Annotated in this window: 15 protein-coding genes and 5 tRNA genes; all 20 read left to right on the top strand. The window is 43.3% G+C overall.

Annotated features, from left to right (window positions below):
- Positions 1 to 3 precede the first annotated feature (3 nt).
- The 20 genes from CDG62_RS18030 (at position 4) to rplL (ending at position 13728) form a co-directional block, all read left to right on the top strand.
- On the top strand, positions 4 to 432 hold the full coding sequence (locus CDG62_RS18030) for an acyl-CoA thioesterase (RefSeq protein WP_087528588.1): 429 nt from the start codon (positions 4 to 6) through the stop codon (positions 430 to 432).
- A gap of 152 nt (positions 433 to 584) precedes the next feature.
- Positions 585 to 908 (top strand): H-NS family nucleoid-associated regulatory protein, encoded by a 324-nt coding sequence (locus tag CDG62_RS18025; protein WP_004692786.1) that lies wholly within the window; start codon positions 585 to 587, stop codon positions 906 to 908.
- A 197-nt stretch (positions 909 to 1105) separates the two neighbouring features.
- Positions 1106 to 1816: a type II secretion system protein N gene (gspN, locus tag CDG62_RS18020; protein ID WP_087528589.1), complete on the top strand. Its 711-nt coding sequence runs from the start codon at positions 1106 to 1108 to the stop codon at positions 1814 to 1816.
- Positions 1816 to 2640, top strand: a complete 825-nt coding sequence (locus CDG62_RS18015; protein WP_087528590.1) for a type II secretion system protein N — start codon at positions 1816 to 1818, stop codon at positions 2638 to 2640. The genes gspN and CDG62_RS18015 overlap by 1 nt, the downstream gene beginning before the upstream one ends.
- A 39-nt stretch (positions 2641 to 2679) precedes the next feature.
- Positions 2680 to 5031 (top strand): type II secretion system secretin GspD, encoded by a 2352-nt coding sequence (gene gspD, locus CDG62_RS18010; RefSeq protein WP_087528591.1) that lies wholly within the window; start codon positions 2680 to 2682, stop codon positions 5029 to 5031.
- A gap of 87 nt (positions 5032 to 5118) precedes the next feature.
- Positions 5119 to 5862: an FHA domain-containing protein gene (locus CDG62_RS18005; protein ID WP_087528592.1), complete on the top strand. Its 744-nt coding sequence runs from the start codon at positions 5119 to 5121 to the stop codon at positions 5860 to 5862.
- An 85-nt stretch (positions 5863 to 5947) separates the two neighbouring features.
- Complete coding sequence (locus CDG62_RS18000) at positions 5948 to 6616, top strand: HAD-IA family hydrolase (protein WP_087528593.1); 669 nt, start codon at positions 5948 to 5950, stop codon at positions 6614 to 6616.
- 111 nt (positions 6617 to 6727) lie between these two features.
- Positions 6728 to 8221: an anthranilate synthase component I gene (trpE, locus tag CDG62_RS17995; RefSeq protein WP_087528594.1), complete on the top strand. Its 1494-nt coding sequence runs from the start codon at positions 6728 to 6730 to the stop codon at positions 8219 to 8221.
- Between the two features lie 98 nt (positions 8222 to 8319).
- A tRNA-Thr gene (locus CDG62_RS17990) sits at positions 8320 to 8395 on the top strand.
- Positions 8396 to 8448: 53 nt separating this feature from the next.
- Positions 8449 to 8532: transfer RNA gene (locus CDG62_RS17985), tRNA-Tyr, on the top strand.
- A gap of 41 nt (positions 8533 to 8573) precedes the next feature.
- Positions 8574 to 8649: transfer RNA gene (locus tag CDG62_RS17980), tRNA-Gly, on the top strand.
- Positions 8650 to 8666: 17 nt separating this feature from the next.
- Positions 8667 to 8741 (top strand) — tRNA-Thr (locus tag CDG62_RS17975).
- Between the two features lie 146 nt (positions 8742 to 8887).
- Positions 8888 to 10078, top strand: a complete 1191-nt coding sequence (gene tuf, locus CDG62_RS17970; protein WP_010325730.1) for an elongation factor Tu — start codon at positions 8888 to 8890, stop codon at positions 10076 to 10078.
- A gap of 48 nt (positions 10079 to 10126) precedes the next feature.
- Positions 10127 to 10202, top strand: a tRNA-Trp gene (locus CDG62_RS17965).
- A 76-nt stretch (positions 10203 to 10278) separates the two neighbouring features.
- Entirely contained in the window at positions 10279 to 10719 is a 441-nt protein-coding gene (gene secE / locus CDG62_RS17960; RefSeq protein WP_004692774.1) for a preprotein translocase subunit SecE, read from the top strand.
- A 7-nt stretch (positions 10720 to 10726) separates the two neighbouring features.
- Positions 10727 to 11260, top strand: coding sequence for a transcription termination/antitermination protein NusG (gene nusG, locus CDG62_RS17955; protein ID WP_004692772.1), 534 nt, complete (start codon positions 10727 to 10729; stop codon positions 11258 to 11260).
- A gap of 118 nt (positions 11261 to 11378) precedes the next feature.
- Complete coding sequence (gene rplK / locus CDG62_RS17950) at positions 11379 to 11807, top strand: 50S ribosomal protein L11 (protein WP_004668262.1); 429 nt, start codon at positions 11379 to 11381, stop codon at positions 11805 to 11807.
- Positions 11808 to 11810: 3 nt separating this feature from the next.
- On the top strand, positions 11811 to 12506 hold the full coding sequence (rplA, locus tag CDG62_RS17945) for a 50S ribosomal protein L1 (protein WP_010325731.1): 696 nt from the start codon (positions 11811 to 11813) through the stop codon (positions 12504 to 12506).
- Positions 12507 to 12807: 301 nt separating this feature from the next.
- Positions 12808 to 13314: a 50S ribosomal protein L10 gene (rplJ, locus tag CDG62_RS17940; RefSeq protein ID WP_087528632.1), complete on the top strand. Its 507-nt coding sequence runs from the start codon at positions 12808 to 12810 to the stop codon at positions 13312 to 13314.
- A 48-nt stretch (positions 13315 to 13362) separates the two neighbouring features.
- On the top strand, positions 13363 to 13728 hold the full coding sequence (gene rplL / locus CDG62_RS17935; RefSeq protein WP_004692767.1) for a 50S ribosomal protein L7/L12: 366 nt from the start codon (positions 13363 to 13365) through the stop codon (positions 13726 to 13728).
- The last annotated feature ends 280 nt before the right edge of the window (positions 13729 to 14008 follow it).

The raw sequence follows: 14008 nt of genomic DNA, 5'->3' as shown, positions 1-14008 counted from the left end.
ATAATGCAGAGCGTTTTAGATTACCCATTGGTTTATACTCAACACGTGGCTTGGGGAGATATGGATGCCTTTGGTCATGTTAATAATGTCATGTATTATCGTTATGTTGAAAGTGCGCGTTTGGCTTATATTGAACATACGGGTATTTTATCTGCGGATGTACTAACTGTTGTTGCATCAAATCAGTGCAAATATTTAAAACCAGTATTTTATCCAGACCAATTAAAAATTAGTGCGCGTATTGAGGAACTCAGAAACAGTGCATTTCGTATGCACTATTTATTATGGAGTGAACAGCAACAAGCATTCGTTGCGGAAGCAGAAGCAGTCATTGTTTGTGTCGATAAAACCAATATGCAGAAAACATTAATTCCTGAGCTGGTGCGTAAAAAACTCAAGGAATTTGAGTTAACGGTCGGTCACCAAATATAAAATACCTTTTTATTTATTTTAAAAGTCGCTAGACTATATAAATACTGTCTAAGTATTGTTGTTTAAGTCATGGATGAGTTGAGTCTTTGGTCTAATCAAAATATTATTAAATAGACTCAGTAAATAAAATGTTGGTTAATGGAGTTAATGTAATGCCAGATATTAGTAATTTATCCGTAGAAGAGTTAAAGCGTCTACAAATCGAAGCGGAAGCTTTAATTGCATCTAAAAAAGATCAAGCAATTGAAGATGCTTATACCCAAATTAACGCGATTGCGGAAAATGTAGGCTTAAGCATTGAACAAATTTTAGAGTTTGGCGCGACTAAGCGTAAAAAAGGCACACGTAAGTCGGTTGAACCACGTTACCGTAACAAAGGCAATGCTGCGGAGACATGGACTGGCCGTGGTAAGCAACCACGTTGGTTAGTGGCTCAGTTAGAAAAAGGTGCGAAGCTTGAAGATTTTCTAATCTAAGTCATCACCTTGTCACAGATGTGACATAAGCTCAAAAAACCAAGCATCATCTGCTTGGTTTTTTTTATAGTTAAAGTTTGGTGTTGTTGTAAAATTATGCATAATGTCTATCAAAGAAAGACAAGAAATGAAGCAAGGAAGAATAATTGAAAGTTCGTGGTGGGAGAATCACAAAACCTAAATACATCACGTGGTGGATGTTTGCAGTCGTTGCCTTTTTAATTTTTGTTTTGCTGCAAATTCCTGCGGCATGGCTGTTTGCAAAATTTTATAAAAACAACCAAGTTTTACACAACGTCAGCGGTAATATTTGGCATGGACAGGCCGATTGGCAAACTGGAAAATTGCGTGGAACTGTCCTTTGGACCACCCGACCTTTAGATTTACTGCTCCTTCGTGCAGGTGCGAATCTTGAAATTTATAGTGCCAATACTAAGCTTGAAGGCGTTTTGGCTTATGGGTTTGGAAAAAAAATAATGGTGCGTGATTTAAACGGACAAATTGCACCCGAAACGTTAAAGTCGTTGGCCAATTGGCAATGGCCGAGTAATGCGATTCAGTTACAAAAAATTGATTTTAACTATAAAAAAGAGCAAGGATTTGATCAGGTGGATGGGGGAATACAATGGGCAGGTGGCGAACTCATGTATATCTTTGCGCAGCGCCCGCAACAAATGCAGATTCCATCGTTGGCGGGTCGTTTGTCGCAGGAGCAAAATAAGCTGATGATCGATTTGCGCGATCAACGACAACAAAAACTGATGAATCTGACCATCGACCCAAGCTTGATGCTAGATGTGCAATTAACCCAGCGTCTCATGTTGAATGTCCCGTCATATCAAGGCAAAGCAGGTCTAGATAATTATGTGGTGAGTTCACGTCAGCCTTTACTCAGTGGAGGCTTTTAATGGGTTTTGATCTGCAAAAATTACCAGAGCTGAATCAGAAACAGTTTGAGCGCGTAGCACCCCTGTGTTTAATGCTTTTGATCTTGGCGCTATGCTGGAAGTTGGCTGGCTTGTTTTGGCTTTGGGTGGCACCACCACAAGTTATGCAAATGCCGCGCGTTGAATTGGGTTCACAGCAACCCCAAGTTCCGCATATTACCAATTTTGCGCTATTTGCAGAGCAAAGTAAGAATCCCGCAGATGATCAGCTCAATTTACAGCTACAAGGGGTGGTGGTTGGACAACCCAGTCAGTTCTCATCTGCTGTGATTAAGGCAAATAATGTGGCAGAGCGCTATCGGGTCGGGGAAAACATCGAAGGCAGCGCTTATTATTTGTCAGAGGTGTATTGGGATCGCGTGCTTCTCAAAAATAACAGTGGGCAAACCCGAGAATTGTTTTTTCAAGGGATTGATAATTTAGATCAGCAAATTGTGCCCCCTGTAACAGCACCTGTTGTAGCTCCTGCTGTGAGTCAAGAGCAGCAAGCATTAGGTCAAGCAGTACAGAACTTACAACAAGATCGTGAGCAATATTTAAAAGATTTGGGTGTAAATACCAATAACACGGGGCAGGGTTATCAAGTCACTGAGCAAACACCGGCTGCACTACGAAGCCGTTTAGGCTTGCAGGCTGGAGATCAGATTATGTCTTTAAATGGTCAAACGATCGGACAGGGGCAAAACGACGCGCAGCTGTTAGAACGTGCGCGCCGTGAAGGACAAGTAAAAATAGAAGTGAAACGTGGTGATCGTATCATTACGGTACAACAGAATTTTCAGTGATCGAGCATCACCAATATTAGTTAGGAATGACTTGGATTTATGGCTTTATTGAATCACCGCCCTGTTTGGGCACTGACAATCGCAGCACCTTTGCTTGCCATGGTGAGTACAGCCAGCTATGCACAAACATGGAAAATTAATCTGCGCGATGCAGACTTAACTGCATTTATTAATGAAGTTGCAGATATTACGGGGAAAAACTTTGCAGTTGATCCACGGGTACGCGGCAATGTCACGGTGATTTCAAACAAAGCGTTGAATAAGCAAGAAGTCTACGACTTGTTCTTAGGGGTCTTGAATGTCAATGGTGTAGTCGCGATTCCTTCTGGTCGGACCATTAAAATTGTGCCTGACAGTAATGTTAAAAGTTCAGGCATTCCCTATGATATTCGTCACCGTGCCACAGGCGATCAGGTTGTGACGCGAGTGATTTGGTTGGAAAACACCAATGCCAATGATTTGATTCCTGCATTGCGTCCATTGATGCCGCAGTTTGCACATTTATCTGCAGTGAATGGCACCAATGCACTGATTGTTTCCGATCGTGCTAGCAATATTTATCAGCTTGAAACCATTATCCGTAATTTGGATGGGACGGGACAAAATGACATCGAAGCGGTGTCGTTGCAATCGAGTCAGGCTGAGGAAATGATTGGGTTACTGGAAAGTATGAGCGGAACGGGCTCAATCAAAGATTTAAAAGGTTCCAGAATACGGATCATTGCAGATAACCGTACCAATCGGATTATTTTAAAAGGGGATACCGCGACACGTAAACGTATTCGCCAAATGATTGAGATGCTGGATGTGCCTGCTGCGGAGCGTTTGGGGGGCTTGAAAGTGTTCCGCTTAAAATATGCCAGCGCCAAAAGCTTATCCGAAATTTTACAAGGTTTGGTCTCAGGACAGGCTGTTAATTCTAGCGAGCTTAATGACAGTAATAACAATAGTAATTCCAGCTATAACCAAAATAATAGTTCCAGTGAAGGTTCATCTTCACAAATTTCCACACCCAGTATTAATTTAAATAGCCAGTCCAATCGCAATCAGAACAACATCACCAGCTTTAACAGCAATGGGGTGAGTATTATTGCCGATAGTTCGCAAAATGCGTTGGTGGTCAAAGCAGACCCTCAGTTGATGCGTGAAATCGAGTCAGCTATTCAACAGTTAGATACCCGTCGTCAGCAAGTCCTGATTGAGGCGACTATTCTCGAGGTGGAGGGTAACGATGCCGACCAATTGGGCGTACAATGGGCGATGGGTGATTTAAGTAGTGGTGTTGGAATTATCAATTTTGACAATATCGGTTCGAGTCTCAAAAGTATTGCTGCAAATTATTTAACGGGGGGCGGGGCAGGGGCTGCAAGTGCAATCGGTGCAGGTGGCTCACTGATCCTTGGGGATTATAAAGAAGGCAGTGATGGCTCGCGTCAGTTATATGGTGCGATGATTCAGGCGCTAAAAAGTAATACCAAGTCGAATTTGCTGTCTACTCCATCGATTGTCACTATGGATAATGAAGAGGCCTATATCGTCGTGGGTGAAAATGTGCCCTTTGTAACAGGCTCAGTTTCTACCACCTCTTCAGGTACAGCCAACCCCTACACTACCATTGAGCGTAAAGATGTAGGTGTAACGCTTAAGGTAGTGCCGCATATTGGTGAAGGTGGAACCATTCGCTTAGAGATTGAACAAGAAGTTTCAGATGTCAAAACCAATAAAGGTGAAGCACAGGATTTGGTCACCAGTAAACGCGCAATTAAAACTTCGGTCTTGGCGGAACATGGCAATACCATTGTTTTAGGTGGCTTGATTTCGGATAACACGGCTTATTCACGCCAATCTATTCCAGGCCTTGGTGCAATACCAGGGTTGGGGCGTTTATTCCGCTCAGATGGTAAGTCAGATCAGAAGCGCAATTTGCTGGTTTTCATTCATCCGACGATTGTGGGAGATGGAGAGTCTGCGCGTCGCCTTTCTCAACAGCGTTACAGTCAGCTTTATAGCTTGCAGTTGGCCATGGATAAAGATGGTAGCTTTGCTAAATTGCCTGAAAATGTCGATGATGTCTTCCAACAGCGTTTGCCTGTGACATCAACCAAGCCGGCCTTGCCACAATCGTATCAACAAGTGCCAAGCAGTCCAACCACAACCCAACCGATGGTTGAAACAACGCCTGTGGCCATTGAGCCTGCGATTCGTAAACAGCCGATTGCTAATGTTCCTAAAAATACCACCTCGCGTCAGCTATACCCAACGGTTTATTCTCAGCTAGGCTTGAACCTGATGATGCAAAATGTTCAAGGTGGTCGCTTGGCACAGGCGGTATCGACAAGCTATTCCATCCCTGAGCGATATACTGAGAATGTCTCGATAGGTGCAGCCTAGCTGTCCTGCCATTCATCTGTAAGAGGAGGTGAAATGGTAAAGAATATTCTCTGTGTTATCATAAATCAGCACATAGAGAGATAAGTCATGACTTGGAAAATACAAGCAATTACTGGCGAATTAACGGGTCAGGAAATTAGCATTGACCGTGATATGTTGGTCGGTCGTCATCAAACGGCGGATATTTTATTACAACAATCTGAAATTTCGCGTAAACATGCGGCCTTTTTACTGAAAGACCAGTCTTTGTGGTTACAAGACTTGGGTTCTTCAAATGGCACATATGTGAATGATGTGCAAATTGCGGCAGAAACGTTGTTGAAGCAGGGTGATATTGTCCAGTTTGCAAGCTTAAAGTTTTCAGTCTTTGAGCCTGCTAAAGCGCTAGAAAACGTAGTGGAATCGTTAGAAGCTGCAACTTTGGGTGCAACTGTGGTTGATGCGCCGATTAACCAACCATCTGAAGCGGTGGCAGCTTCAGAAACGGCCCAAGCGGAAGTGAGTGCTGACAAGCCTGCTGTGGAGCCAGAACAGCCGAAAACGGCAGCACAGCATATGAACGATCAGGGCATGCCTGAGCTAAAAGAACGCGATGGTAATGTGAGTTTAACGCGTGATGGTATGCCACAAAATGTCGGTATTCCGAAACCCGCTCCTATTCCAGCAGGGGGGGATTTGAATGCGCCTAGCGCACCTCAGGTTGAGAACAATGAGGTTCCAAAAGTACAGGTTACGCAAGAGCTTGAAACTCAGAAAAATGCCTCGTTGGGGTTAATCTCGATTATTGTCTTGATTATTTTAGCGATTATTGCTTGGCTGATGTTCAAATAAAATGCAGATCGCACTACAATCAAGGCATGCACAAGCATGCCTTGATTGTTTTTGGGCAGTACATGATAAAAATGGGTGAGGGCGAATGAATATTGCAAATGTGGCACAGCGAGAGGTTTTACTTTTCGATCTAGATGGAACCTTGGTTGATTCAGCAACAGATTTACATCGTGCCATGAATATGAGTCTGAATGCTTTGCAACTGCCTACTGTTACTGAGGCACAGGTACGGATCTGGGTGGGCAAGGGAACGGCGCTGTTTTGTCAAAGCACCTTGCAGTATTTAACGGGTAAAGTTGATCCTGCCCAGCAACAACAATTATTGGATACATTTTTAAAAATTTATAATGCTGACCCATGTGTAGAAACTCGACCTTTCGATGGCATTCTTGAATTTTTAGAATGGGGCTTGGCACAAAAGAAAACCATGATTTGTGTGACCAATAAACCTGAATTGCCTGCACGTGCTATTGTCGATCACTTAGGCATGAACCATTATTTTGCGGATGTCATCGGTGGAGATCGTTTCGAAGAGCGCAAACCTCATCCGCGTCAATTGTTACATTGTGTTGAGCAATATGCACAAAGCAAAGATCAGGTCTTAATGATTGGGGACTCATCCAATGATGTTGAGGCTGCACGCCGTGCGGGTATTGATTGTGTTGTGGTCAGCTATGGCTATAATCATGGTGAAAATATTTTAGACTGTCAGCCACAGCAAGTGGTGGATAATCTGTGTGAACTGATTGGGTAACTTTGTAAACGAAGGAATGAACATGAGTAAACATATGGTTTTTCGATGGCGAAACTCAAAGCACTAATTTTAAAAACTGATCACGCCATATTGAAAAAATAGAGAACACTCATGACAACGCAAACTCAATTTGATCAACTCAAAACAGCAGGTTATAACCTGATTCCAGTCTATCGTCAGCGCTTAGCCGATACCGAGACACCATTGTCTGTCTTTGCGCGCTTGAAAGAGCATAAGCAAGCTTATTTGTTTGAATCTGTGGAAGGGGGGGAGAACTGGGCGCGCTACTCGATTATTGGTTTAGGTGAATCTACAGTTTTCTCGTGTAACGCGGGTGAGCTAACCATTCAACAAGCCGACGGCACCATAGAAAAACAACTTTGTACAGATCCGTTCCAATTCATCCGAGATTTTCAATCGCAATATAAAGTACCTACCCAAGTGGATTTACCTGCTCTGCCAAGCTTTACAGGGGGCTTGGTGGGTTACTTTGGTTATGATGCGGTACGTTACATTGAACCGCGTTTAAATAACGCGCCAGAAGCAGACCCAGTGGGTTTGCCTGATATTTGGATGATGCTGTCTAAAACAGTGATTGTGTTTGATAACTTAAAAGATACGCTATTTCTGATCGTGCATGCTGATGTGGTTGACGCGGATGCGTATAAACAAGCTCAGCAGCAACTGGATGCATTGGAAGATTTGCTTGCAACGCCCATTAGCCTAAAAGCCACGCCACATACTGCACCGCATTTTGAGTCACTCACGGGCAAAGCAAAATTCTTAGAATCGATTGAAACGGTGAAAGAGTATATCCGTGCAGGCGATGTGATGCAGGTGGTGCCAGGGCATCGCATGGTCTCTGACTTCGATGGTGAACCTTTGCAAGTCTATCGTGCGTTACGTCATTTGAACCCATCGCCTTATTTGTTCTTGGTGCAAGGACAAACTTTGGAAAACAATCAGCCTTTTCATATTGTCGGTTCTTCCCCAGAAATTTTATCGCGGCTTGAAAATGGAATTGCAACCGTGCGTCCGCTGGCAGGAACGCGACCGCGTGGTAAAACCAAAGAAGAAGATTTGGCGCTTGAGCAAGACTTGCTGTCGGATGAAAAAGAGATTGCTGAACATTTAATGCTGATTGACTTGGGTCGAAATGATGTCGGTCGCGTCTCGAAAATTGGCAAAGTGCAAGTGACTGATCAAATGGTGATCGAACGTTATTCGCATGTCATGCATATTGTTTCCAATGTGCAAGGTGAAGTTCGTGATGATGTGGATGCTTTGGATGTTTTTAAGGCAACTTTCCCTGCAGGTACACTTTCAGGTGCGCCAAAAATCCGTGCGATGGAAATTATTGACCAAGTTGAGCCCGTAAAACGTGGAATTTTTGGTGGTGCTGTTGGTTATTTAGGCTGGCATGGCGAAATGGACATGTCGATTGCGATTCGTACCTGTGTTATTCGTGAAAATAAGGTCTATGTTCAGGCAGGAGCGGGGCTTGTTTATGACTCAAATCCTGAATCTGAGTGGAATGAAACCCAAATAAAAGCTCGCGCAGTGATCAAAGCGGTTGAATTATCGTCAAATGGATTGATTTTGTGAGTTTTTGACGTTTTTTTTGAAAAAAACACTTGCAAGGATTTTGAGTTTTGCTAAACTGCACACCGTTCCGATACGAAACGTACGAAACACTAAGAAGCGCCGGCATAGCTCAGTTGGTAGAGCAACTGACTTGTAATCAGTAGGTCCACAGTTCGAATCCGTGTGCCGGCACCATCTTAGAAGGTTGAATAGTTGAGTAAAGAGCGACACTGAAGTAAGTGTAAAATGGTGAGGTTCCCGAGCGGTCAAAGGGGGCGGACTGTAACTCCGCTACGAAAGTTTCGAAGGTTCGAATCCTTCCCTCACCACCAATTTTAAGGCTTCAAGAAAGTGGTCTTTGTACCAACATCGTGCGGGAGTAGCTCAGTTGGTAGAGCGGTAGCCTTCCAAGCTACATGTCGCGAGTTCGACCCTCGTCTCCCGCTCCATTTGAAGTTTTATATTTGCTCTTATAGCTCAGTGGTAGAGCACTCCCTTGGTAAGGGAGAGGTCTCGAGTTCAAATCTCGATAAGAGCTCCAGATTACAGTTTAGTAGAATTTCTACAAATTTTTAAAGAAGCAGGCTTATTAGTCTGCTTTTCAAGTATTTGGTGTTTGATTTTTTAGGCGATGTGTCGATACTGAGTTGTTTATACCTGTGTTCGACGTAAACGAGGAATATGAACATGGCTAAGGCTAAGTTTGAACGTAATAAGCCACACGTTAACGTGGGCACAATCGGTCACGTTGACCATGGTAAAACAACTTTAACAGCTGCAATTGCAACTGTATGTGCGAAGAAATTCGGTGGTGAAGCGAAAGACTACGCTGCAATTGACTCTGCACCAGAAGAAAAAGCACGTGGTATTACAATTAATACTTCACACGTAGAATACGATTCTCCAACTCGTCACTACGCACACGTAGACTGCCCGGGCCACGCCGATTATGTTAAAAACATGATTACTGGTGCTGCTCAGATGGACGGCGCGATCCTTGTATGTGCTGCGACTGATGGTCCAATGCCACAGACTCGTGAACACATCCTTCTTTCTCGTCAGGTGGGTGTACCTTACATTCTTGTATTCCTTAACAAGTGTGACCTTGTTGATGATGAAGAACTTCTTGAATTGGTAGAAATGGAAGTTCGTGAACTTCTTTCTACTTATGACTTCCCAGGTGATGACACTCCAGTTATCCGTGGTTCAGCTCTTCTTGCACTTAACGGTGACGCTGGTCAGTATGGCGAAGAAGCAGTTGTTGCTCTTGTTGACGCGCTTGACACTTACATTCCAGAGCCAGTACGTGCAATCGACCAAGCATTCTTAATGCCAATCGAAGACGTATTCTCTATTTCTGGTCGTGGTACAGTAGTAACTGGCCGTGTAGAAACTGGTATCGTGAAAGTAGGCGAAGAAGTTGAAATCGTTGGTATTAAAGATACAGTTAAAACAACTGTAACTGGCGTAGAAATGTTCCGTAAACTTCTAGACGAAGGTCGTGCGGGCGAGAACTGTGGTGTTCTTCTACGTGGTACTAAACGTGAAGACGTACAACGTGGTCAAGTACTTGCTAAACCAGGTGCAATCAAGCCACACACTAAATTCGATGCAGAAGTATACGTACTTTCTAAAGAAGAAGGTGGTCGTCACACTCCATTCCTTAACGGTTACCGTCCACAGTTCTACTTCCGTACAACTGACGTAACTGGCGCGATCAAATTACAAGATGGCGTTGAAATGGTTATGCCAGGTGACAACGTAGAAATGTCAGTAGAATTAATCCACCCAATCGCAATGGACCCAGGTCTTCGTTTTGCGATCCGTGAAGGTGGTCGTACAGTTGGTGCTGGTGTAGTTGCTAAAGTAACTGCATAATTATAAAATAAAATTACAAATTGGGGTTTCGACTCCAATTTGTTTTGCAGGTCAGTAGTTCAATTGGTAGAGCGTCGGTCTCCAAAACCGAATGTTGGGGGTTCGAGTCCCTCCTGGCCTGCCAACTTTTTTATAAAAGACGCTTGATGTCGGCAAAACTGGTCATATAATAAGTCGCGAAACCTACGACGAGTACAAAAATGTCGAATGAAAAATTACGCGACGCACAAAGCGACGCGGCAATCCCTCAAAGAAATAATTCTGCTGAAGTAGTTAAATCTGGTTCTCCCTTAGACGTCGTCTTATGGATTATCGCATTGATTTTATTAATTGGTGCGACCATGGTGAATCAACACCTACCAGCGTATTGGGCACCAGCCAACGATATCTGGGTGCGCGTTGGGGTAATTTTGGCTTGTATCATCGTGGCATTCGGTTTATTATATGCCACCCATCAAGGCAAAGGCTTTGCTCGTTTGTTGAAAGACTCACGAATTGAGCTGCGTCGAGTGACTTGGCCAACGAAGCAAGAGACCATGACCACATCTTGGCAGGTGCTTGCGGTTGTAGTTGTTGCATCCATTTTATTATGGTGTTTTGACTATATTTTGGGCTGGTTAATGAAGTTTATTATCGGGTAAGAGAGCTATGAAACGTTGGTACATTATTCATGCCTATTCAGGTTATGAAAAACAAGTGATGCGTTCACTTAATGATCGAATCCAGCGTAGCGCTGTAGCCGATAGCTTTGGTGAAGTTCTTGTTCCTACCGAAGAAGTGGTAGAAATGAAGGATGGTAAGAAGCGTAAATCTGAACGTAAGTTCTTTCCAGGCTATGTGTTGGTCGAAATGGAAATGAATGATGAAACTTGGCACATTGTTAAAGAATGTCCAAAAGTTTTAGGTTTTATTGGTGGTACGGCTGAGAAACCGGCGCCAATTACCCAACGTGAAGCAGATGCGATTCTTGCTCGTGTACGCAATACTGGTGAAGCACCACGTCCGAAGACGATGTTTGAACCAGGCGAAGAATTACTCGTAATTGACGGTCCATTCACAGACTTTAAAGGTGTGGTGGAAGAGGTTCTATACGAAAAGTCACGTTTAACGTTGACCATTAATGTATTTAATCGACCAACTCAGGTTGAGCTGGAATTTCGCCAAGTCGAAAAATCAGTTTAATTGGAAGTGGTTGAAAAACGCCTGACTTATTTATAAGTCAGGCATTGTTGTTGTAACGGTATCGTTACTTAGAAAATGGGGAGCCTTCATCGGCGTTTGTACCCAGAGGTAATTTGAAATGGCTAAGAAGATTGACGGCTATATCAAGCTGCAAGTTCCAGCTGGTAAAGCGAATCCATCTCCACCGATTGGTCCTGCATTGGGTCAACGTGGTGTTAACATCATGGCATTCTGTAAAGAATTCAATGCTGCGACACAAAAACTTGAAGTTGGTTTGCCAATTCCAGTCGTGATCACTGTGTACAACGACAAGTCGTTCACATTCATCATGAAAACTCCGCCTGCATCTATTCTTCTTAAGAAGGCTGCTGGTATCCAAAAGGGTTCTGCTGTACCTAACAAAACTAAAGTTGGTAAGTTGACTCGTGCTCAATTGGAAGAAATCGCGACTACTAAAGAACCAGATTTAACTGGTGCTGATTTAGACGCACGTGTTCGTACCATTGCTGGTTCTGCACGTTCTATGGGCTTGGAAGTGGAGCTATAAGACATGGCAAAGTTAACTAAACGTCAAAAAGCCATTGCTGCTGCTATTGAAGCAAACAAAGTTTACACTTTAGAAGAAGCAGTAGCTGTTCTTGCTGGTCTTCCTGCTGCGAAATTCAAAGAATCTTTGGATGTTGCGGTAAACCTAGGTGTTGACCCTCGTAAATCTGACCAAGTTGTTCGTGGCGCGACTACACTTCCTGCAGGTACTGGTAAAACTGTACGTGTAGCTGTGTTTGCTCAAGGCGCTGCTGCTGAAGCTGCGAAGGCTGAAGGCGCGGACGTAGTTGGTTTTGATGACCTTGCTGAAAGCATTCAAGCGGGTAACCTTGACTTTGACGTAGTAATTGCTGCTCCTGATGCAATGCGCGTTGTGGGTAAGTTGGGTACGATTCTTGGTCCACGTGGCTTAATGCCAAACCCTAAAGTGGGTACTGTAACTCCTGACGTAGCTGGTGCAGTTAAAAATGCAAAAGCTGGTCAAGCACGTTACCGTGTAGACAAAGCGGGTATTATCCACGCTGCGATTGGTCAAGTAGATTTCTCTGCTGAAGCTGTTCGTCAAAACGTTGAAACTTTGATTGCAGACTTGAAAAAGTTAAAGCCTGCGACATCTAAAGGTGTATACATCAAAAAGATCACTTTGAGCTCAACTATGGGCCCTGGTCTTGTTGTTGATGTAAACAACGTTTCTAACTAAGTTTTACTTAGACAGAATTTTAAAGCCCTGAGTAATGTTTGAAGCACTGCTTCAAACATTACGCAAGAGAAACCGGTCTCGGACAACTTGCAAACTTAGGCAAACTTTGAATTGGTAAATCTAGATTTATCAGCGTCAAAGACCTCAGGCGAGAGTAATTTCGATTACTCTCTTAATTTCCCAGCCTGAGTAGACGCGGTGGTGTGATTTGTTCATCCTCCGCGTGTAAGTTCAGTGATGAACTTGCGAATTGGGAGTGTACTTCGCGTAAGTACATAAATCACCGTTAGGAGGTTTTACAATGGCTCTTCTTATCGAAGGCAAAAAACAGATCGTTGCTGAAGTAACTGAAGTTGCTTCTACTGCGTTTGCTGCTGTTGTTGCTGACTACCAAGGTTTAACTGTTGAGCAATTAACTGCTCTTCGTGTTGAAGCTCGTAAGTTAGGTGTTGCTACACGTGTTGTACGTAATACTTTGGCTAAACGCGCTCTTCAAGATACGCAATTTGCTATCTTGAACGACAACCTTGTTGGCCCAACAATTTTAGCTTTCTCAACTTCTGCAGATGATATGGGTGCTGCGGCACGCTTATTCGAAGAATTTGCGAAAACTAACAAAGCATTTGAACTTAAAGCTGCTGCATTTGAAGGCAAACTTTATCAAGGCGCAGAAGTTAGCGTTATCGCGAATCTTCCAAACCAAGAGAAAGCGCTTACTATGCTTGCAAATGTTCTTCAAGCTCCTATTTCGAAATTGGGTCGCTTACTTACAGCGCTTCAAGAGAAAAACGAGTCAGAAGCTGCATAAGCTCAAACTTAAACACACATCATTTAATACCCATTTGGAGTTACTCTCATGGCTTTAACAAACGAAGAAATCTTAAACGCAGTTGCTGAAAAAACTGTTCTTGAACTTGTTGAACTTATTTCTGCTTTCGAAGAAAAATTCAACGTATCTGCTGCTGCTGTAGCTGTAGCTGCAGGTCCTGCTGCTGCTGCTGCTGAAGAGCAATCAGAATTCAACGTTGAGTTGACTTCTTTCGGTGCGAACAAAGTAGCTGTGATTAAAGCAGTTCGTGAAATCACTGGTCTTGGCTTGAAAGAAGCTAAAGACATGGTTGAAGGCGCTCCTTCAGTTCTTAAAGAAGCAGTTTCTAAAGAAGAAGCTGAAGAACTTAAGAAAAAACTTGAAGAAACTGGTGCGACTATTACTATTAAGTAATGTTACCAGGGGGGGGAATATTAATTTCACCCCAAAAATTGGCTGATGGCTCTTGGGTCATCAGCCTTTTTGCGTTACAATAATCGGCTCGATTTTTGTTTGCTTGGTGGAAAATCCATCAAATTAAAATAAAGAAAAGAATCAAACGCTTACCAATATTTTTCAAATTTAAAAATATTGGTAAGCGTTTCAATACCACTGAAAATTGCAGCATTTGTAAAAAGTGGTGGCCATATCGGCCTGCGTAATTCCTTCTGAGCCCGTTCTGCAGGCGGGCTCA

Origin of the sequence: Acinetobacter sp. WCHA55, assembly GCF_002165305.2 — a bacterium.
Classification (GTDB): domain Bacteria; phylum Pseudomonadota; class Gammaproteobacteria; order Pseudomonadales; family Moraxellaceae; genus Acinetobacter.
This window is presented reverse-complemented; position numbering and strand designations above follow the sequence as displayed.

Coding starts and splice junctions, on each gene's coding strand:
- nusG (WP_004692772.1), top strand. CDS start 10,727: ATGAAACGTTGGTACATTATTCATGCCTATTCAGGTTATGAAAAACAA.
- trpE (WP_087528594.1), top strand. CDS start 6,728: ATGACAACGCAAACTCAATTTGATCAACTCAAAACAGCAGGTTATAAC.
- tuf (WP_010325730.1), top strand. CDS start 8,888: ATGGCTAAGGCTAAGTTTGAACGTAATAAGCCACACGTTAACGTGGGC.
- CDG62_RS18005 (WP_087528592.1), top strand. CDS start 5,119: ATGACTTGGAAAATACAAGCAATTACTGGCGAATTAACGGGTCAGGAA.
- gspN (WP_087528589.1), top strand. CDS start 1,106: ATGTTTGCAGTCGTTGCCTTTTTAATTTTTGTTTTGCTGCAAATTCCT.
- rplJ (WP_087528632.1), top strand. CDS start 12,808: ATGGCTCTTCTTATCGAAGGCAAAAAACAGATCGTTGCTGAAGTAACT.
- secE (WP_004692774.1), top strand. CDS start 10,279: ATGTCGAATGAAAAATTACGCGACGCACAAAGCGACGCGGCAATCCCT.
- gspD (WP_087528591.1), top strand. CDS start 2,680: ATGGCTTTATTGAATCACCGCCCTGTTTGGGCACTGACAATCGCAGCA.
- rplK (WP_004668262.1), top strand. CDS start 11,379: ATGGCTAAGAAGATTGACGGCTATATCAAGCTGCAAGTTCCAGCTGGT.
- rplA (WP_010325731.1), top strand. CDS start 11,811: ATGGCAAAGTTAACTAAACGTCAAAAAGCCATTGCTGCTGCTATTGAA.
- CDG62_RS18000 (WP_087528593.1), top strand. CDS start 5,948: ATGAATATTGCAAATGTGGCACAGCGAGAGGTTTTACTTTTCGATCTA.
- CDG62_RS18015 (WP_087528590.1), top strand. CDS start 1,816: ATGGGTTTTGATCTGCAAAAATTACCAGAGCTGAATCAGAAACAGTTT.
- CDG62_RS18025 (WP_004692786.1), top strand. CDS start 585: ATGCCAGATATTAGTAATTTATCCGTAGAAGAGTTAAAGCGTCTACAA.
- CDG62_RS18030 (WP_087528588.1), top strand. CDS start 4: ATGCAGAGCGTTTTAGATTACCCATTGGTTTATACTCAACACGTGGCT.
- rplL (WP_004692767.1), top strand. CDS start 13,363: ATGGCTTTAACAAACGAAGAAATCTTAAACGCAGTTGCTGAAAAAACT.